Origin of the sequence: Jejuia spongiicola (assembly GCF_023502325.1) — a bacterium.
Taxonomy (GTDB): Bacteria; Bacteroidota; Bacteroidia; order Flavobacteriales; family Flavobacteriaceae; genus Wocania_A; species Wocania_A spongiicola.
The window spans coordinates 25168-45534 of record NZ_JAMFLZ010000011.1 but is presented as its reverse complement, the minus strand read 5'-3'; the positions used below and the strand labels follow the sequence as shown (position 1 = coordinate 45534).

Annotated in this window: 13 protein-coding genes and 2 tRNA genes; 7 read left to right on the top strand and 8 right to left on the bottom strand. The window is 32.6% G+C overall.

Features of this window, described 5'->3' with window-relative positions; all coding sequences use genetic code 11:
• Positions 1 to 1293 (top strand): helix-turn-helix transcriptional regulator, encoded by a 1293-nt coding sequence (locus M3P09_RS16950; protein ID WP_249974019.1) that lies wholly within the window; start codon positions 1 to 3, stop codon positions 1291 to 1293.
• A gap of 95 nt (positions 1294 to 1388) precedes the next feature.
• Here M3P09_RS16950 and M3P09_RS16945 read toward each other — a convergent pair whose 3' ends face one another.
• The 6 genes from M3P09_RS16945 to M3P09_RS16920 form a co-directional block, all read right to left on the bottom strand.
• Positions 1389 to 2978 carry an alkaline phosphatase family protein gene (locus M3P09_RS16945; protein ID WP_249974018.1) on the bottom strand — a complete coding sequence of 530 codons (1590 nt, stop codon included), beginning with the start codon at positions 2976 to 2978 and terminating at the stop codon, positions 1389 to 1391.
• Positions 2979 to 2993: 15 nt separating this feature from the next.
• Positions 2994 to 4328, bottom strand: coding sequence for an MBL fold metallo-hydrolase (locus M3P09_RS16940; protein WP_249974017.1), 1335 nt, complete (start codon positions 4326 to 4328; stop codon positions 2994 to 2996).
• 24 nt (positions 4329 to 4352) lie between these two features.
• Positions 4353 to 6506: a S8 family serine peptidase gene (locus M3P09_RS16935; RefSeq protein WP_249974016.1), complete on the bottom strand. Its 2154-nt coding sequence runs from the start codon at positions 6504 to 6506 to the stop codon at positions 4353 to 4355.
• A gap of 493 nt (positions 6507 to 6999) precedes the next feature.
• Positions 7000 to 7074, bottom strand: a tRNA-Pro gene (locus M3P09_RS16930).
• An 18-nt stretch (positions 7075 to 7092) separates the two neighbouring features.
• A tRNA-Ser gene (locus M3P09_RS16925) sits at positions 7093 to 7180 on the bottom strand.
• Positions 7181 to 7270: 90 nt separating this feature from the next.
• Positions 7271 to 9319 carry an HD family phosphohydrolase gene (locus tag M3P09_RS16920; protein WP_249974015.1) on the bottom strand — a complete coding sequence of 683 codons (2049 nt, stop codon included), beginning with the start codon at positions 9317 to 9319 and terminating at the stop codon, positions 7271 to 7273.
• Between the two features lie 128 nt (positions 9320 to 9447).
• Between M3P09_RS16920 and M3P09_RS16915 the strand changes: the two genes are divergently transcribed.
• Both M3P09_RS16915 and M3P09_RS16910 read left to right on the top strand, forming a co-directional pair.
• Positions 9448 to 10626 carry an acetyl-CoA C-acyltransferase gene (locus M3P09_RS16915; protein WP_099563665.1) on the top strand — a complete coding sequence of 393 codons (1179 nt, stop codon included), beginning with the start codon at positions 9448 to 9450 and terminating at the stop codon, positions 10624 to 10626.
• Between the two features lie 6 nt (positions 10627 to 10632).
• Positions 10633 to 11382 carry a C40 family peptidase gene (locus tag M3P09_RS16910; RefSeq protein ID WP_249974014.1) on the top strand — a complete coding sequence of 250 codons (750 nt, stop codon included), beginning with the start codon at positions 10633 to 10635 and terminating at the stop codon, positions 11380 to 11382.
• 45 nt (positions 11383 to 11427) lie between these two features.
• Here M3P09_RS16910 and M3P09_RS16905 read toward each other — a convergent pair whose 3' ends face one another.
• Both M3P09_RS16905 and gyrA read right to left on the bottom strand, forming a co-directional pair.
• Entirely contained in the window at positions 11428 to 12678 is a 1251-nt protein-coding gene (locus M3P09_RS16905; protein WP_099563663.1) for a tetratricopeptide repeat protein, read from the bottom strand.
• A gap of 15 nt (positions 12679 to 12693) precedes the next feature.
• The gene (gene gyrA / locus M3P09_RS16900) at positions 12694 to 15243 is read right to left on the bottom strand and encodes a DNA gyrase subunit A (RefSeq protein WP_249974013.1); all 2550 of its coding nucleotides are present in this window, start codon (positions 15241 to 15243) and stop codon (positions 12694 to 12696) included.
• Positions 15244 to 15493: 250 nt separating this feature from the next.
• Here gyrA and M3P09_RS16895 point away from each other — a divergent pair, with 250 nt between their 5' ends.
• The 4 genes from M3P09_RS16895 (at position 15494) to M3P09_RS16880 (ending at position 20364) form a co-directional block, all read left to right on the top strand.
• On the top strand, positions 15494 to 18043 hold the full coding sequence (locus tag M3P09_RS16895) for an ATP-dependent Clp protease ATP-binding subunit (RefSeq protein WP_099563661.1): 2550 nt from the start codon (positions 15494 to 15496) through the stop codon (positions 18041 to 18043).
• 118 nt (positions 18044 to 18161) lie between these two features.
• Complete coding sequence (locus M3P09_RS16890) at positions 18162 to 18719, top strand: RNA polymerase sigma factor (RefSeq protein ID WP_249974012.1); 558 nt, start codon at positions 18162 to 18164, stop codon at positions 18717 to 18719.
• Positions 18720 to 18737: 18 nt separating this feature from the next.
• Positions 18738 to 19304, top strand: a complete 567-nt coding sequence (locus M3P09_RS16885) for a hypothetical protein (protein WP_099563659.1) — start codon at positions 18738 to 18740, stop codon at positions 19302 to 19304.
• Complete coding sequence (locus M3P09_RS16880) at positions 19279 to 20364, top strand: DUF4097 family beta strand repeat-containing protein (protein WP_347709818.1); 1086 nt, start codon at positions 19279 to 19281, stop codon at positions 20362 to 20364. Before M3P09_RS16885 ends, M3P09_RS16880 begins: the two co-directional genes overlap by 26 nt.
• The last annotated feature ends 3 nt before the right edge of the window (positions 20365 to 20367 follow it).

Below are 20367 nucleotides of genomic sequence, written 5' to 3'. Positions count from 1 at the left end.
ATGAAAAGCTTCTCTCTTCTAAAAACACTAACCATATTACTGTTTACTTTTTTTGTTTTTCACAATGGCTATGGCCAAGTAAAAATTATTAAAACAGGTGACGAATGGGAGTTTAATGATGATGGAATAGAACCTCCAAAAGATTGGATAAAACAAAAAAACATAATTAACAATTGGAAAACAGGAGCTTCTCCTCTAGGCTACGGTTCCAGTTTAATAAAAACTACAGTTAGTTATGGTAGCGATTCCGAGAATAAACACATTACCAAGTATTTTAAAAAAACATTTATAGTTGATGACCCTTATGCTTATTTAATTTATAAATTGAATGTACAAAGAGATGATGGCATTGTAATATATCTTAACGGGCATGAGGTAATGAGAGACAACATGCCTGATGGTGAAATAACAAACGAAACAACGGCTGTTGATTTAATATTCACTGATGCAACTGAAAAAATTACTCATACAAAACTTTTATCGCCAGATTTGCTTAATCAAGGGCTAAATACAATTTGTGCTTCAGTACATCAAGCAAGAAAAATTTCTTCAGATTGTATTTTTAATTTAGAAATTATAGGAGATAATAGTGCTGAATCTATTCCCTTATTACTTAAGGAACAAGCTATAAAAAACTTAAGTTTAGACATCAAGCTAAAAGAGGTTAATCATAAACAAGAACTTGAAAAAAAAGAGCTGAGAATAGAATTTATAGAGCATTCAAAAAACAATTATAAAATTTCACTTTTCATTATATGTGGTATTCTATTATTATGCATTTTGGCCTTTTTATATGTGTTTCGAAATTTTATAAAAAAAGAGAAAATATATACAGAGAATATATTAGACCTAAAAGAAGCCAATAAAAATAAGGATAGAGAAATGATGAATTTTTCTTTAAGCTCGCTGAATAATAAACAATACTTAAAAGAGTTAAAAAGAGAATTAGAATTTAATATTAAAAACAAAACATCATTAGAGCAAAAAGGAATTAAAAGAATAGTTAATCAGATAGACTATAACTTAGATCATGATGAAGGTTGGGAAAATTTAAAAAAACATTTTAATGCTGTGCATTCTGGTTTTTTTGATAAACTTATTAAATTACATCCTTCACTATCTGAGGTAGAATTAAGGCATTGTATTTTCATAAAATTACATATGCAAACTAAAGAGATCGCAAATTTATTACATATTGATCCTAGATCTGTACAAGCATCGAGGTATAGATTAAAAAAGAAAATGAATTTAAACGAGAATACAGATTTAAAAGAGTACTTATTGTCCGTTTAATTCAATAACCTAAAAGAAGTAAAAGCCTATAAATCATTCAATTTACAGGTTTTAATTTAAATACTACTATTTTATCCCTTCTAGTAACAATTTTACTAATCTTTTGAAGGCAACAAATGTCTAATTTGTGCTATAAAGTTATGAGCTTCTCCGACCGTATTTATATTTTTAAGCTGCGTGTAATCTATAGGAATATTGGCATTATCTGTATTGTTTTTAGCAATAAAACTTGCGCCAATTAATATGGATTTTTGTAAATCATTTAAAGGATCTTTATTGTAAGAATCTGAATTGATTTCTGGAATTATTGGTTCAGGTATACTCGGGAAATCATCTCTTTTATTTAGTGAGAAAACCTCTTCAAATGATGAAGCTGCTTTATCTCGATCTGTCAGACCTTCCATTTTCCATTTTGTGCACATAGTTTTTATGAATGATGAATGATCGAATACATCATTCATAATTGTATTTTTTTGAATATTTGCCGATACCATTACCATAGGTACGCGAACACCCAATCTGTCAAACCCGAAGTTTTTGTCTCCAATCATTCCTTTTTTTGGTGGTACAGCTGGTGGTGGTGGTACGTGATCAAAACAACCTCCATGCTCGTCATACGTAATAATTAGCACCGTATTATCTCGGTATTTACTTTTTGGATTAACAAATAATGATGTGTACACATCCCAAATTAGTTTTTCTCCTAATAAAACAGTACCTATATGTGTTCTGCTATCTACTGGAGACCAATCTGCCGATGATGGATGTTGATCATTGTGCTGCCCATAAAATTTAGGCTCTAAAAATGTGTACTGCGGTAATTTACCTTCATTAATATGCTTTTTGAACTTGATTAGTTTATCTCCTGTATGTACTGTGTGTTGATGCTTAAATGGTCCATTAACCATGGTTGTAAGTGATGCTATATCTTCTGTGTAAACCGCATGCGAAACACCTTTGTTTTCCATACGTTCAAAAATGGTTGATTGAGGCCAAACTTCTCGTCGCCACCTAAGCATAGCCTCGAATTTATCAATGATTCCACATTCGTCCGTCGGATTAACTACCTCTCCTCCCGAAGTTGCAGCATGCCAAAAAGCACGATTACACCAGGTTTGACTTGGCACAGAACAAAACCAATGATCAAAAACGGCAAACTCTTTTGCCAATGTTGTTAGTACAGGTATTTGTGCTGGTTTAAAGCAGGCCATAATCTTGTTATACATATTATAGCCAGGGTTATTATAATCTTTTCCTTTCTTACCGGTTAATGCATCCAAGGTATTTACATAATCATTGATAAAACCTTGCATCTTATCTGGTGGTAAAGGCATGAACTCTGGTATGTTATAAGGGCTTTTCATTTTACATGCTTCGACCTTTAGGTTATCTGGATCGACATGGTTAAAAAGTTGCGTATTTACATGTTGATACACTTCTCCCGGATCAGGAAATGGTTGATGGTAATCTTCCGCTTGATATGGCTCAATAAATTTATGCTGATCGTAATCTTTCGCTCTTGGGGGAACAGGGATTTTAAAGGTTTTGTTTTGTAAGCCCTCGTAGGACTTACCTGTTGGAACTCCGTCTTCGTATAAGTATCCTAAAAGGTTATCGAAAGATCGATTTTCGAGCATTAATACTACGACATTATCGAATGTATCTAGTTTGGCTTGATTAGACATTGAAGTATAGTTTTGTTAGAGTTCTATGTTTTGAAAATTTTTATTGGTAGGCATAAATTTAAAATTAAAGCCATTGTGATCTGCTTTGTACTTTTTTACTTTCTTTTCGACCTTTTCCATATGTTCTTTTTGATGATCTGTGAGTTTATCCTTTGGGTTGGCACTAAACCAAAATGTAAAAGCATTGTCTACCTCAGCATTCTTACTCTTCTCTGAAGCGGTTCCTCTACGAGAATTTACAATAACTTCAAGTACTTTTTCTTCTGGATTGGTATGTGTACCATTTCCACAAAACACATAATGATCTGCTGTTATTTTTTTACAGAAATCTTCATCGATATTAGCAGCAGCTCCATGATGTTGAATTTTGAGCACACTAACATGGAGACATCCATCATTATTTAATTTCTTATTTTTTTTAAGTCCTTTTATAATATCATCTGAATGTCCATCACCAGTCATAAGAATTGTTTTACCATCAGCTTCTGCAAGAAACATTATTGATGCCAAGTTTGGAATACTCACATCTTTGCGAATACCTAATTCTGTAACAGAACCACTATTGATTAAGAATTGTGAAATTTGAGCATTACTTAATGGTTGGTTTAATGCTGTTATGCTTAAATCAGCATAAAACTCTTGTAACTCCTGACGGTGTTCATCTTCCCATTTTATCCATTTTTCTTTAAGATCTGTTAGATCTGTCTGAAAAGGTCCAATAACAGAAAGGTTTATATTACCAATTTTGTGTTCATTTTTTGAGATGGTACTTTGGTTGCATTTTACCAATTTGCCATTGTATTCTGGGTTTAAATCTATGTTTAACTGCTCTGGTCTGATACGTTGTGAAAGCGTGATGCCTTTTTTAATACTGGTTGCTTTATGATTGATCTTATCTAGTAATTCATCGTCTAAGTGTTCAGCAGTCATTTGTTCTACACTCTGTAAAGCATTGGCCACCTGTGGTAGAGAATCACCCAAATCGTATGTTTCAGCAAACGAATTATGCCATATAGATTTTATTAATGGAGGCTCTGCATCTTTTGGTTTTCTCACATTTGCTGTAGAATTAGGATTGCTTTTATGATGATTAAAAACCCTCCACTTTGCTTGGAGCTCCATTAAAGCAATTACACCAACTATATGGTCATCGTCTATATGTGATACACATAATAAATCAATGTCTTCATTGTTGCCTTTTATTTCTTTGTTAAGATAAGGAGCCACAGCTTTTTTGAAGCTTCCTTTCATACCGCCATCTATAAGTATATGGTTATTTTTTCCTGAGCCATTAGCGTGTGAGATTAAGAGTGAATCTCCTTTGGAAGATCTAAATATAATGAGTTTCATTTTATTATAATTTAAGTTAATGTTTTACGCGGTTATGTCTTTAAAATCAAGGAGTCTTTGTGCTTCTTCTAGACATGCATTGACGTTAATAAGACCAAAGCCAGTATCATTTTTCCAGTCATAATTCTCATTAGTAATTGGTGTTGACGTACGCTTCATAATACCCGCAATTTGTACAGATGTTAGTTTTTCATGCTTAGCCAGTAGCAATCCAGCAACTCCACAAGCATATGGGCTTGCCATACTTGTGCCCGTCTTAGCAGTCCAGAGCTGATTTGGACCACTAAAACCATTGGCCGCTACTATATTAGTTCCTGGGGCTACGATTTCTGGTTTTTTTCTGTTATCTCTTGAAGGCCCTTGACTACTGGTGATATTTATTTTATCATTATCGGTATCAAAATTCCCGACAGCTATTACGTTATGCCCACAGGCTAAAGAGTTTATAGATTTATTATCCACATTAGTTGTTTCACTAAAGAAGGATGGGAAATTCCAGAAGTTTTGAACTCTTCGAACTGGATCATCTCTTTCAATCCAGGCATCAAAATTACCATCACGAATTTCATCACCAATAATTCTAACTTTCCAAAGACCCGATTTAACACCAACAATTTGACTCGTATTTAAATTAGGGCTTAAGTAAATGCCTATATAATTATTACCATTAGCTTCATGATAAATCTTATTATACACACTTATAAATGAAAAATCATCTAACTGTTGATTTTCTATAAACTCCTGCGGTTTAATAGGGCCGATCCAATCAGATCCAGGAGGTTTTATCATGACAGAAAAGCGATCTTGAGGCTCGTACCAGATTTCGAGTTCGTTTTCGGAAACATCAACAAATCCGTTACCTATAACATGCCATTCGAGGTCTACCGAAAGACCTTTATTTTCGATCTTTCCCGAAGTATGAATACGCCCCATGATATATCCAAAATCATCTGGTGTTTCTCCTTTCTCTTGGCCTGCATTGCCGGTAGCTACACAAACACATCTACCATCGAGTGTTAATTGGCTATCTACCCATCTGTTAACGGCAGCACTTCCGTCATGTGCATGACCGTTGGTGCCTAGGCTAATATTAATAGAAATTGGTTTTCCTTCTTTTTTTGCTAGTTCTAACAAGAAGTCTACAGCGTCTGAAATTCTTGAAGAATCGGTAAATGATTTTGTCCTATGATTATCTTCTTGTGGTAGAGATATTAATACTCCTGCAATATCTGCTTTAGAGCAAACCCCAGTATTTCCTGCTGCAATACTTGCCACGTGTGTTGCATGTGACGATGGAAATTGCTGTGATTGTGGCTCGATATCATGCACTGGAGCTCCTATATTGGGTGCTGCCTGAATGGCATCGTTCATATTCTTTTGTGTAAGCAAACTACCGTAATCGAAATCATTAAACTCTTTATGTTGATTCCAAACCTTATTTGGTTCTGGTCTATGATTACCTCCTTGATCCCAGATTGCCAAAAACCTCGTGTCTCCGTTTGTTTTTAGAAAATCTTGGTGTGCAAAGTCTAAGCCGCCTACATCTATAATTCCTATAATTACATTACCGCTATTTACATTTGGTATATTATTATCCAGTTTTAACCCTTTTGGCTTAGGGCTACTGGATACAGCAAGATTAATTAATGGCGGTGTTAGCACAGATTGTGTTCCTTCAATCCCTACAATGTTAGGGCTTGAAGAAATTAATTGAAGATCATCAAGAATGACATTAGCTTTTACAATTTTACCACAGTGTCTGATGTTTTTAATACGATTGATTACACTAGAATCATTCGAATTCTTTAAATCTTTAATCACGTCAGCCCAGGAGCTACTCGCTCTTAATTCAATATAAATATTGGCTTCTACCCGGGTGGGCGGGTCTTCATCAAGGCTTCCTTTTTTTAAAGCTGATTTCTTCGCTTTACCTTTTGGTTTTTCGTGTATCTCTTGGACAAAATCTAGGTCTGAAGCCAAGGATATTTTTTGCGCTACCAAATTGGTAATATTAGAAAATGTAGACGAATCTATGACCGTCTCACTTGTTGCAATACACTGATTTGTGATGGATCGAATGGCATTTACTTCATTGCCACCATTGGCAATCATACGAAGTTTCCCATAAACTTTTGAGTAATTCCCTAGTTCCTCTTTGGACTTAATAGTATTTGACATTTGTTGAAGATATTACGTTAGTAAATTGCTACAAATGTGATTAGAAGCTTAAGGATAGTACAAAATAATGCTTTTTTAACACATTTGCAATTGTGCTTACTAATTTAACATAAAGATAAACTAGTTGTCATACCTTAATACTTTGGGTACATACAAAGACTTTTCCTTTACCAACTCGTCATGGCTTCGAAAATTCTGTTTTTAACTTGGTATAAAATCTAATGAGTAGTCGTGATCATCGCTTGGTGCTTCTAACCTTTTCATTTCTGGAATCACATTCGGGAATTTTCACTTTTCTTTTTAAGTTGATAATTCCTCTCTTTCCGTTTACTTTAATTCGCACAAACACGAAAGTATTACTATTAATGGCTCACAAGGCACTCACCCAAAGGGATAAATTAAAGGTGAAATCATATTAATTGAATTCTTACGCTAATCAAAAAAACCTTGATAATCATAAGATTAACAAGGTTTTGATTTGATATAATATTTGTCGGGGTGGCAGGATTCGAACCTGCGACCTCCGCGTCCCAAACGCGGCGCGATAACCGGGCTACGCTACACCCCGATTGGTTATCTAATATTGCGGAGAGACGGGGATTCGAACCCCGGGTACCCTTTTGGGGTACGACGATTTAGCAAACCGCTCCTTTCGGCCACTCAGGCACCTCTCCTTTTTAATGAACATTGCAATAAAATTGCGGATGCAAATGTAATATTTCATCTGAAAGAACGCAACTATTTTATTTACTTTTTTATAAATTTTATTCTGGGTATTCAATACGCAAATGGTAAATATTTGCTAGCTTGTGCTTTAGCACTTTTTTTATAGATTGAATTTCTTTAAATGTAATATTTGCATTTAAGAATTGCCCCTCTTCAATTTGCTTATTAATAATATTTTCTACAAATGCATCGATCTTTGTTGAGGTTGGATCTTTTAAACTTTTAGATGCAGCTTCAACACTATCACACATCATTAAAATTGCTGTTTCTTTACTAAAAGGTTTTGGTCCTGGATAGCTAAAATCTAATTTATCAACTTCTTTTTGCTGATCTTTTTCTTTCATATAAAAATAATAAACAACACTTGTACCATGATGTGTTCTAATAAAATCTATAACCCGATCTGGCAAATTATTTTTTCTGGCAATCTCAATACCATTAATAACATGATCGGTTATAATTTTAGCACTTTCTTTTGATGATAATTCATCATGCGGATTAATTCCAGTAGATTGATTTTCGGTAAAATATGTTGGGTTTTTCATTTTTCCAATATCATGGTACAATGCTCCTACTCTAATTAGCATTGCATTTGCTCCTATTTCATTTGCTGAAGCTTCAGCTAAATTTGCAACATTTAAAGAGTGATGAAATGTTCCTGGTGCTATATTTGAAAGTTCTTTTAATAGTTTTGAGTTAGTATCGGATAACTCTAGAAGCGAAACATCAGAAACTAATCCAAAAAGTTTTTCATATATATATATTAATGGTTGTACAAACAAAGTAGCAAGTCCACAAAGAATAAACCATATAAATGTTTCCCATCTAATAGTTTCTACTGTACCTTCATGAATTACAAAAAATGCAAAATAAGCAACAATATAAATTAATGTAATCTGCCCTACAGAAATAAATAAATTCGCCCTTTTATATAACTCTGAAACTGTTAAAATTGTGACTATACCTGCAATAATTTGAAGGAACATGTATTCGTAACTATTAGGTACTATGAACCCTAATAGCAGAACCGTAATTACGTGGGCAAACAACCCTAATCGTGCATCGAAAAAAGCCTTAAAAACTAATGGTAGAATACAAATTGGTACAATATAGATATATTTAGAATTGTAGTTTACAACCAACGTTGTAATTAGTATCATTAAAAATATGTTGAAGAAAATAAAAGTAACTTTAGTATTGTTTTCAAACACATCTGCCCTATATTTTCTTAAGAATAATAACAACATTAATAAAGCTAATGCTACTAATAGTGTATATGCAAATAATATCCAGTTATAATTTGATTTACTCCAAACTTGTGACTCATACTCAGATTGTAATGATTTTAATTTTTGGTATTTGTCTCCTTCAATAACCTCTCCCTTCGAAATAATCAAAGTGCCTTTCTCCACACTTCCTCTAGCGTAAGCTATTTTATCAAACTCATCTTGTAAAGCTTTTTCTGTTGTCGACTCGTCAAAAAACAGGTTAGGTTCAACAAAATCAAAAAACAACGAAACAAAGTTGGTTTTGAATCTTGATAAATTCTGATTGGAAAGGTTTTTTTCAATAATTGATACTACTTCATCTTGCTTAATTAAGTTTGAAAACAATACTTTTTCCTTTTCAACACGATTATCAAGAATAGTTACAACCTTATTGTCTGGAAAACTATAATCTTCATTCAAAATACCAAACTGATATAACTCGCTAATTATTACATTTCCAGTTTTTAATAATTCATCTAAATTGAATTTGGTAATAGAATCTGCAAATACATTTTTAAATTGAGTTTCAAACTCGCTTTTTATCTTAACACTAATTGTTTTATCAACATTAAAATAAAGTATTTTGTTATCTTCTATCGCTTGCTTCTCTTTGCTAATTTCATTCTCAGTTTTCTTTATAGCAAAATTAAACGGCGCATATAAATTTTCAGATTGCCAAGGCTTTCCTTTTTCAAAATTATACTTAAACTTTCCACTTTTAGGAAATAAATACACAATTAAAAACGTAGTACATATAAATAATAGTCCCTTATATATTAAAGAATGGTTTCGGTAAAGTTTATTTATAAAATCTTTCATTTTACAGTTTAGTGTTTTCAAATGTAATAAATTTCTAAGCCTTTTTATGTTTTTATAATATACTAATCATAGTAAAGTTCTACTAAAAATTGATTATTTTCGTTGCATTAAAATTTAAGAATTAAAAAATGAGTAAAGAAGTTGTTATTGTATCGGCAGCTAGAACACCAATAGGAAGTTTTTTGGGTGCTTTATCTACAATTCCCGCTACTAAATTAGGGGCAATAGCTATTAAAGGTGCATTAGAAAAAATTAATTTAAAACCGGAGCAGGTTGAAGAAGTATTAATGGGTAATGTAGTTCAAGCTGGAACAGGACAAGCACCTGCAAGGCAAGCAGCAATTTATGCAGGTATACCTAATACAGTGCCTTGTACTACTATAAATAAAGTTTGTGCTTCTGGAATGAAAACAGTTATGCAAGCTGCTCAATCTATAGCACTTGGCGATGCCAATATTATTGTTGCTGGTGGCATGGAGAATATGAGTTTAATTCCTCATTACTTATATGCTAGAACAGGTACAAAGTTTGGCCCGACAACTTTAATTGACGGGATGCAAAAAGACGGGTTAGTAGATGCTTACGATCAAAACGCTATGGGAGTTTGTGCTGATGCATGTGCTACAGAATATAAATTTTCTAGAGAGGAGCAAGATGCATTTGCAATACAGTCTTATAAACGTTCTGCTGCAGCTTGGGATAGTGGTAAATTTGATAATGAAGTTGTTCCCGTTGAAGTTCCTCAACGAAGAGGTGAGCCTAAAATAGTTAGTAAAGATGAAGAATTTACTAATGTTAAAATAGAAAAGATACCCCAATTAAGACCTGCTTTTACTAAAGATGGTACTGTAACCGCAGCTAATGCTTCAACGATAAATGACGGTGCAGGCGCAATGGTTTTAATGAGTAAAGAAAAAGCTGAAGAATTAGGTTTAAACCCCTTAGCAACTATAAAGAGTTATGCTGATGCTGCACATGAACCAGAATGGTTTACAACAGCCCCAGCCAAAGCTTTACCCAAAGCTTTAAATAGAGCTAATATTACAATTGATGATGTAGATTATTTTGAATTTAATGAAGCCTTCTCTATTGTAGGCTTGGCAAACATGAAAATTCTTGGTCTGAATGATAGTAACGTAAATGTTAATGGAGGAGCAGTTTCTCTTGGTCACCCTCTTGGGTGCTCTGGAGTTAGAATACTTATTACTTTATTAAATGTTTTAGAACAAAATAATGCAAAGATTGGTGCGGCTGCTATATGTAATGGAGGTGGCGGTGCATCTGCAGTTGTTATTGAACGTAATTAATTTTGAATGCTATACGGAATTTGTAACTTAAGCATTGTTCCCCTAAGATTTGAACCATCTGATAAAAGTGAACTAGTTTCTCAAGTACTGTATGGCGATTATTTTAAAATTTTAGAACAAAGAAAGTCTTGGAGTAAGATCCGACTAGCTTTTGACAAATATGAAGGTTGGATTGACAATAAACAATATCTTGAAATTACTGTAGACCAGTACAAATCATTAAATAATGAAACGCAAAAACTTTCGGCTGATTTAGTTGAATTTGTTCAAGATGAAAACAAGCAATTATATTCAATTTCGTTAGGATCTACTCTTAATGGTTTATCTATTTTAAATCAACATTATGATGGCAATTCTATTGAGGGTGTTTTAACGAAAAGCAATCTTATAAAAACAGCTTTTTTATATTTAAATGCACCTTATCTATGGGGAGGAAAAACGCCTTTTGGTATAGACTGTTCTGGTTTTACACAAATGGTTTATAAGTTAAATGGGTATAAGCTTCTTAGAGATGCTTCACAACAAGCAACTCAAGGAGAAGCTTTAAGTTTTATTGAAGAAAGTGAACCTGGAGACCTAGCTTTTTTTGATAATAGCGAAGGCGCAATTATCCATGTGGGTATTATTATGAAAGATAATTATATCATACATGCACACGGTAAAGTAAGAATTGATAGGTTAGATCATTCTGGCATTTATAATGTAGATAAAAAAACGCATACACATAAACTTAGAGTTATTAAAAAAATAATATAAAAAAAGCCGCAAATCGCGGCTTTTTTTATATTCAAACTCTTTAAATTAGTTTCCAGCTTCAATAGCATCAACTTTTTCTTTAATTGCTTTAAATTTATCTGTTTCTCCTAAAACACTATAAATGTTCATTAATGTTTTAGCAGCATTGATATTTTCAGAATTAATACTAAGTGCTTTATCTAAATAAGGGATAGCACTTCTGTAAATATTTTGGCGTTCTTCTCTTAACTCATCATAACGTTTGTCGTCAGCAGCAGAACTTCCTAGACCATTCATTTCTTCTATAAGGGCTTGTTCTCCATTTAAAATTAAAGCTGCCGTATTTATGTAAGCGTTTATATAATCAGGATCTAACTCTATAGCTTTGTCATAATATTTTTTTGCAGCTTCATTATCTCCAGACTCAGAAGCAATAACTCCTAAATTATATTGTAATTCAGGATTTTTAGGATCTTTTTGAGTAGCAATTTCTAATAGCCTTTTAAACTCATCCTTATTTCCCATTTTGAAGTGAACATTAGCTTCAGAAAGTAATAAGTTAATGTCATCTGGACTTTCAGCTCTAGCATCTTTCATTGCCGCTATAGCTTTTTCGTTATCACCATTACTAACATATATAAGAGCAATATTTTTAACTATCTCAGGTTTTTTTGATTCCGTTAATCGTTCACCTGGCTTGATATGACTTTTAGCTTTTACATAAAGATCACGATTTGTTTTATCCATAACTTCTTCTTTTCCAGTTTCTGCATTTGTTGCAAAATACTCTTTTTGAATACCTGTATAACCTAATGATTTTAACTCTTCATATAGTCTTAAAGCTCTGTCAAATTCTTGCACATTTACTGCTGTTGCAGCTGCATAGTAAAGAAATAAAGTATCTGATTTTGAAGTTTTATATGCATGCTCAAAATGCTTTGAAGCAGTTGAATAATCTTTATCTTCGTAGGCTTTATTACCCTTAGTCAAAATACTGTTAGTCATATTTTGTTTCATTTCTGTAATCTCAGATGCATAAGCTCCCTTAACATTATCTAAACTTTCCAAAGCTTTATCAATATCTTCGCTAGAGCCTGCTCCTCCAGCATATAATGCTTTTCCTAATAGATAATAATACTTTGCTTTATTTTTTTCATCCATAGAAGACATAAAAGCTTTAGCTTGACTTAATGCTGCCTTAGCTTCAGCAAAGTTACTTCCTTTAATAGCTCTTTCTGCAGATTTCAATTCCTTTTTTTGTGCAAATGAAAATGCACATATTGAAAAAGTTAAAGCTATAATTAATTGTTTTTTCATTTTAATAATATTTAGTTAATTGTCAATATTGTTTTCCTCTGAATTATTATCAAGAGTTGTGCCATCTTCAATAACACCAGTGTTTTCAGTAGTTTCAGAAGCATCCACATCATCCACCTCATCTTCATCATGCATAACTTTGGCTACCGCTGCAATAGAATCACTTCCCTTTAAGTTAATTAACTTAACTCCTTGAGTAGCTCTACCCATAACTCTTAAATCTTGAACTGCCATACGGATTGCTATTCCAGATTTATTGATAATCATTAAATCATCATCATCAGTTACATTTTTAATAGACACTAAGTTACCCGTTTTTTCTGTAATAGAGATGGTTTTTACGCCCTTTCCTCCTCTGTTGGTAATCCTATAGTCCTCAAGACTAGAACGTTTACCATATCCATTCTCTGATACTACAAGAATGTTGCTTTCCATATCGTCAACAGCTATCATTCCAATAACTTCATCTGTTTTTTCATCTTGCAAACGAATTCCGCGTACACCAGAAGCTCCACGACCCATTGGTCTTGTCTTTGCCTCTTCAAAACGAATAGCCTTACCAGATTTTAGTGCTAACATAACTTGACTTTCCCCAGTAGTTAACTTAGCTTCTAATAAAACATCGTCTTCTTTTATAGTAATGGCATTAATACCATTCGTTCTAGGACGAGAATATTGTTCTAAAGAAGTCTTTTTAACTTGACCCTTTTTTGTAGCCATTATTACATAATGACTGTTTATATACTCTTCATCTTTTAAATCTTGAGTACAAATAAAAGCCATCACTTTATCATCTTGCTCAATATTTATTAAGTTTTGTATAGCTCTTCCTTTAGAGGTTTTACTACCTTCTGGAATTTCATAAACACGCATCCAGAAACACTTCCCTTTTTGAGTGAAGAATAGCATATATTGGTGGTTAGTACCCACAAATAAATGTTCTAAGAAATCTTCATTTCGAGTGGTAGATGCTTTTTGACCAACTCCCCCTCTATTTTGTGTTTTATATTCTGTAAGTGATGTACGTTTAATATACCCTGCATGAGAAATAGTAATAACTACTTTTTCATTAGGAATCATATCTTCTATACTTAAATCACCACCAGCATACTCAATAATTGAACGACGCTCATCCCCATACTTATCTCTTACCGTTTCTAATTCGACTTTAATAATATCCATACGACGTTCTTTTTTATCAAGAATGTCTTTTAAATCTTCTATGGTAATCATTAAATCATCGTACTCAGAACGCAATTTGTCTTGCTCTAAACCTGTAAGTTGACGCAAACGCATTTCAACAATAGCTTTAGCCTGTATTTCTGAAAGCTCGAAACGTTTTATTAAACTTTCGCGAGCTTCATCTGCATTAGATGATGCTCTAATTATTTTAATAACTTCATCAATATTATCTGAAGCAATAATTAATCCTTCTAATATATGAGCACGCTCTTCTGCTTTGCGTAATTCATAAGTAGTACGTCTTACAACAACTTCATGCCTGTGCTCTACAAAATAATGAATTAGTTCTTTTAAGTTTAACAGCTGCGGACGACCATTTACTAATGCAATATTATTTACACTAAAAGACGATTGTAAAGCAGTATACTTAAACAATTTATTAAGAACGATATTTGGAATAGCATCACGTTTTAAAACATAAACAATTCGCATTCCATTTCTATCAGATTCATCTCGAATTGTAGAAATACCTTCTAACTTTTTATCATTTACCAAATCAGCAGTCTTTTTAATCATATCTGCTTTATTCACTTGGTAAGGAATCTCCTCAACTATAATACACTCACGTCCATTTACTTCTTCAATATTGGCTTTACCTCGCATTACAATACGCCCTCTTCCAGTATGAAAAGCTTCTTTTACACCATCATATCCATAAATAGTTCCTCCTGTTGGAAAATCAGGGGCTTTAACATGAGTAATTAACTCATCAATTTCTATATCGTTATTTTCAATATATGCAATAGTACCATTAACAACTTCGGTTAAATTGTGCGGTGGCATATTAGTGGCCATACCTACTGCAATACCTGAGGCTCCATTAACTAAAAGTCCAGGAATACGTGTTGGTAATACAGTTGGTTCTTGTAACGTATCGTCAAAATTTAGTTTATGATCAACCGTTTCCTTTTCAATATCTGCCAACATATCTTCAGATATTTTACGCATACGTGCTTCTGTATAACGCATTGCTGCAGGACTGTCACCATCTATTGAACCAAAATTCCCTTGCCCATCTACAAGCATATAGCGCAAACTCCATTCTTGGGCCATACGCACCATAGCATCATAAACCGAAGTATCTCCATGTGGGTGATACTTACCTAAAACTTCACCTACTATTCTAGCTGATTTTTTATGTGCTGAATTTGCTCTAACACCTAACTCATGCATGCCATAAAGCACACGTCTATGAACAGGTTTTAAGCCATCTCTTACATCTGGTAAAGCACGTGACACAATGACCGACATTGAATAATCAATGTAAGCCGATTTCATCTCATCTTCTATATTAATAGGAATCAATTTTTCTCCTTCTGCCATAAATAAATTTAATTAAGTTTTATGATTTTTTCAAAACATGCTAATATAATTATTTCATTAGTCATAGCAGGCTTTTAAGTCGTGTTTTTTCATGTTTTTTATTAACAATTTTACACCCTTTTTTCGTTAATAAGTATGCTGTTAAAAATTTTGATTTTATAAAGTTTTTTTCGTCAATTAGCAATTTAAGGAACAGTTTTTGTCTTTAATAAACTATTATTATTATTTTTAATGCAGAAAGGAAGAAGTTATGGATGATAATTTTTCACCAAGAGTAAAAGATGTAATTGCTTATAGCAAAGAGGAGGCATTGCGTTTGGGTCACGATTTTATCGGTACCGAACATTTGATGCTTGGGCTTTTGCGTGATGGAGATGGTAAGGCTATTAATATACTAAATGCCTTAGAAATTGATTTAAATCATTTAAGACGCAAAGTAGAAATATTAAGTCCTGCAAACCCAAATATAAGTGTATCTTCTAATCAGAAAAAGAATTTACATCTTACAAGACAAGCAGAACGCGCTTTAAAAACTACGTTTTTAGAAGCTAAATTATTTCAAAGCACCTCAATAAACACAGCCCATTTACTGCTTTGTATATTAAGAAATGAAAATGACCCAACTACCAAGCTTTTGAATAAGCTTAAAGTCGATTACGATAATGTTAAAGAACAATTTAAACTTATGATAACTAACGATAACGATTATATAGAGCCTAAAGCAGAATCTTTTCAAGATGATGATTCGGGTTCACAAGATGATGCATCAAAAGATAATATCTTTAATGCACCCTCTGGAAAAGCTAATAAAAAATCTAAAACACCAGTTTTAGATAATTTTGGACGTGACTTAACAGCTCTAGCTGATGAAGGTAAATTAGATCCGGTTGTTGGTCGCGAAAAAGAAATTCAACGTGTCTCTCAAATATTAAGTAGAAGAAAGAAAAATAACCCACTATTAATTGGAGAGCCTGGAGTTGGTAAATCTGCCATTGCTGAAGGTTTAGCATTGCGTATAGTAAAGCGTAAAGTATCACGTATTCTTTTCAACAAACGCGTGGTTACTTTAGATTTAGCAAGTTTGGTAGCTGGAACTAAGTATCGTGGACAATTTGAAGAACGGATGAAAGCGGTGATGAATGAGCTTGAAAAGAATGATGATGTTATTTTATTTATTGACGAAATTCATACCATAGTTGGTGCCGGTGGGGCTACAGGAAGTTTAGATGCTTCTAATATGTTTAAACCAGCTTTAGCTAGAGGTGAAATTCAATGCATTGGAGCTACAACACTTGATGAGTACAGGCAGTATATTGAAAAAGATGGGGCGCTAGAACGTCGCTTCCAAAAGGTTATTGTTGAACCAACAACAGTTCTAGAAACAATCGAAATCTTAAATAACATTAAAGGTAAATATGAAGAACACCATAATGTTGACTATACACCAGAAGCTATTGAAGCTTGTGTAAAGTTAACCAATAGATATATGACAGAACGTTTTTTACCAGACAAAGCAATTGATGCTTTAGACGAAGCAGGATCGCGAGTTCATATTACTAACATTGATGTTCCAAAACAGATTTTAGAACTAGAAAAACAACTAGAAGTTATAAAGGAAACCAAAAACGCAGTTGTTAAAAAGCAGAAATATGAAGAAGCTGCTAAACTTAGAGATGATGAAAAGCGTATTGAAAAAGAATTAGCTGTTGCGCAAGAAAAATGGGAAGAAGATACCAAGCAACATCGTGAAATAGTTACAGAAGAGAACGTAGCTGATGTTGTTTCAATGATGACAGGTATACCTGTAAATAGAATTGCACAAACTGAAATTAATAAACTGGCAGAATTACCTAACCTAATAAAAGGAAAAGTAATTGGTCAAGACGAAGCAGTTGCAAAGGTTGTAAAAGCTATTCAGCGTAACCGTGCGGGTCTTAAAGATCCTAACAAGCCAATTGGGTCATTTATATTTTTAGGTCAAACTGGAGTTGGTAAAACACAATTAGCAAAAGTATTATCTAGAGAGTTATTTGATAGCGAAGAGTCTCTTGTTAGAATAGACATGAGTGAATACATGGAAAAATTCGCCATTTCTAGATTAATTGGTGCTCCTCCTGGGTATGTTGGTTATGAAGAAGGTGGACAATTAACAGAAAAAGTAAGACGCAAGCCTTATGCTGTTATTCTTTTAGATGAAATTGAAAAAGCACACCCAGATGTATTTAATATGCTACTACAAGTGCTTGACGATGGGTATTTAACCGATAGCTTAGGTAGAAAAATTGATTTTAGAAATACAATCATTATTATGACGTCAAACATCGGTGCTCGTAAATTGAAAGATTTTGGTACTGGTATTGGTTTTGGAACAGCTTCTCAAAAAGCACAAGAAGATGCAAATGCTGTTAAGATTATTGAGAATGCATTAAAAAAATCATTTGCTCCAGAGTTTTTAAATAGAATTGATGATGTTGTTGTTTTCAATGCTTTAGAAAAAGAAGACATCAACAAAATTATTGATATTGAACTAGACAAGCTTTTAATTAGAATTAAAGATTTAGGCTATACCTTAAAACTAAGCAAGAGTGCTAAAGATTATATAGCTGATAAAGGTTTTGATAAACAATATGGTGCTAGACCACTTAAAAGAGCTATTCAAAAATATATTGAAGATGCGTTAGCTGAAGAAATTATTTCCTCAAATGCAGAAGAAGGTGATAAAATCAGTATAGATTTAGATAAAAAATCAAACGAACTTAAGATTAGCATAGATAAAGCTGAAAAGCCAACAGAATCTTAATTTCACAAAATTTATTTAATACCTTTAAATCCTACACTTTTATGAGTGTGGGATTTTTTTTTGTTAAAACTGTAACAAACAAAAATTCCTTTCATCTATACTATAACAATTTGTTTTTTTGACGCCAACTAATTTAAATATCGAACAGCTTGTTAAGCTTTGTATATCTGGAAACCAATCCGCGCAATTGGAAATTTACAATCGTTATTACAAAGCTATGTATAACACTTCACTTAGAATTGTAAAAAACAGTTTTGAAGCTGAAGATATTATGCAAGACTCATTTTTGTTGGCGTTTACAAAACTTAAGAGTCTTAAAGATGTAAAAATATTTGGAGCATGGTTAAAACGAATTGTTATAAATAATAGCATTTATCATTATAAAAAGAATAACAAAAATCCAGAGGTTCCTTTAGATGATATTTTGTACAAAGTTGAAGATAGTAATGATGGTATAGATAGCTCTTATGAGTTTGCAACTATAAAAGCACGAGAAATTCTAAACACCATGAAAACATTAAAAGATAATTATAGAATAGCTTTAACCCTAAACCTAATTGAAGGTTATGATTACGAGGAAATAAGTGAAATTATGAATATCTCTAATGCTAACTGTCGAACCACTATATCGAGAGCAAAAGAAAGTTTAAGACAAAAGTTGTTAGTAGCAATTTAGTATTAAAAATAAAAAAGTATGAGCAAAACTACTATAGATCAATTATTTAAAAGACTAGAAAATGATTTTGATGTTGAAGAACCATCAATAAATCACGATAAAAGGTTTCAAAAAAAATTGAATGAAAATGGCGCGCTACAACTAGTTAAAGTTGGTAAACAAAGGCGTCGTTTATTAAAACCATTAATTGGTGTAGCCGCCTCTTTTGCTTTATTAATTACATTTTTTATTGGCTCTCAACAAAACCAAGAAATTAACGATTTAGCAAGCGTATCTCCAAAAATGGCAGAAACTCAAGATTTTTTTGCTGTAACTATAGCAGAAGAATTAAGTAAAATTGAAAAAGAATCTTCGCCAGAAACCAAAGTATTAATTGAAGATACCATGCAAAGAATGCAAGCCTTAGAGACCGAATATGAATCGTTAAAAAATGATTTAGCAGTAAGCGGTGATGACAATCGTGTTATCTATGCCATGATTTCTAATTTTCAAAATAGAATAGATTTATTAAAAAACGCATTAAAACAAATAAATACAATAAAACAATTTAAAAACTTAAATGATGAAACTAGCACTACAATTTAAAACACTAATTGTGTTATTCATGCTGCCTCTTTTTGTTACGGCAGCAACGGACAAGGGTAAGTACACCAAGAAAAAAACAATTAATAAAGAATACTCAGTAACATCAAACGCAGCATTAAATGTTGATAATAGTTATGGAAACATTGATGTTATAACTTGGAACGAGAACAGAGTCGTTTTTGAAATAACAATTACTACAACGGGTAACGATGAAGAAAAGGTACAAGAAAGATTAGACAACATTACAGTAGATTTTGAAGCCTCTTCCAGCAATGTATCAGCAAAAACCAAATTCAATAATAAATCAAAATCGTGGTGGAATTGGAAAGGAAAAAACAAAGTAAGCATGAAAGTAAATTACATTGTAAAAATCCCTATTACCAATAGCGTTTCTCTAAATAACGACTACGGAAACATAAATGTTGATAAGCTAGAAGGTCAAGCAAATTTAAACTGCGATTATGGTAAAATAACTACTAAAGAACTTCTTGCAGATAACAATTCAATAAATTTTGATTATAGTAAAGGTTGTTATTTTGAGTATATAAAGAGTGGAAAGATTAATGCGGATTATAGTGAGTTTACCATTTCAAAAGCAAATACTATAGGCATAAATGCAGATTATACCAACTCTAAAATAGAAACAGCTGAAGATATATCATATAACTGCGATTATGGAAATATGAAAATAGATAAAGCTAATAATATAACAGGGAATGGCGACTATTTAACCACCATAATTGGAGATGTTTATAAAAACGTAACGCTTAAAGCAGATTATGGAGCTATTAAAATAAACAACATAACCGAAAATGCTGGAAACGTAACTATCAAATCTGATTATGTAGGTATTAAAATTGGCTTTGCCTCTAGCTATAACTTTAATTTTGATGTAAATTTAGACTATGGTTCTTTAAAGAGTAGTGATGGTTTAGAGTTTTCAACAAAAAAAGTAAGTGGTTCAGGTAAATATTATAGAGGTCATTATGGAAATGCTAACTCTGGTAATACTATAAAAATAGAATCAGATTACGGTAGTGTATCTCTATCTAAAAATTAAACA

Bases quoted from the DNA above. Each gene is read 5' to 3' on its own strand.
- M3P09_RS16950 (WP_249974019.1), top strand. From the start codon at position 1: ATGAAAAGCTTCTCTCTTCTAAAAACACTAACCATATTACTGTTTACT.
- M3P09_RS16945 (WP_249974018.1), bottom strand. From the start codon at position 2,978: ATGTCTAATCAAGCCAAACTAGATACATTCGATAATGTCGTAGTATTA.
- M3P09_RS16940 (WP_249974017.1), bottom strand. From the start codon at position 4,328: ATGAAACTCATTATATTTAGATCTTCCAAAGGAGATTCACTCTTAATC.
- M3P09_RS16935 (WP_249974016.1), bottom strand. From the start codon at position 6,506: ATGTCAAATACTATTAAGTCCAAAGAGGAACTAGGGAATTACTCAAAA.
- M3P09_RS16920 (WP_249974015.1), bottom strand. From the start codon at position 9,319: ATGAAAGATTTTATAAATAAACTTTACCGAAACCATTCTTTAATATAT.
- M3P09_RS16915 (WP_099563665.1), top strand. From the start codon at position 9,448: ATGAGTAAAGAAGTTGTTATTGTATCGGCAGCTAGAACACCAATAGGA.
- M3P09_RS16910 (WP_249974014.1), top strand. From the start codon at position 10,633: ATGCTATACGGAATTTGTAACTTAAGCATTGTTCCCCTAAGATTTGAA.
- M3P09_RS16905 (WP_099563663.1), bottom strand. From the start codon at position 12,678: ATGAAAAAACAATTAATTATAGCTTTAACTTTTTCAATATGTGCATTT.
- gyrA (WP_249974013.1), bottom strand. From the start codon at position 15,243: ATGGCAGAAGGAGAAAAATTGATTCCTATTAATATAGAAGATGAGATG.
- M3P09_RS16895 (WP_099563661.1), top strand. From the start codon at position 15,494: ATGGATGATAATTTTTCACCAAGAGTAAAAGATGTAATTGCTTATAGC.
- M3P09_RS16885 (WP_099563659.1), top strand. From the start codon at position 18,738: ATGAGCAAAACTACTATAGATCAATTATTTAAAAGACTAGAAAATGAT.
- M3P09_RS16880 (WP_347709818.1), top strand. From the start codon at position 19,279: ATGATGAAACTAGCACTACAATTTAAAACACTAATTGTGTTATTCATG.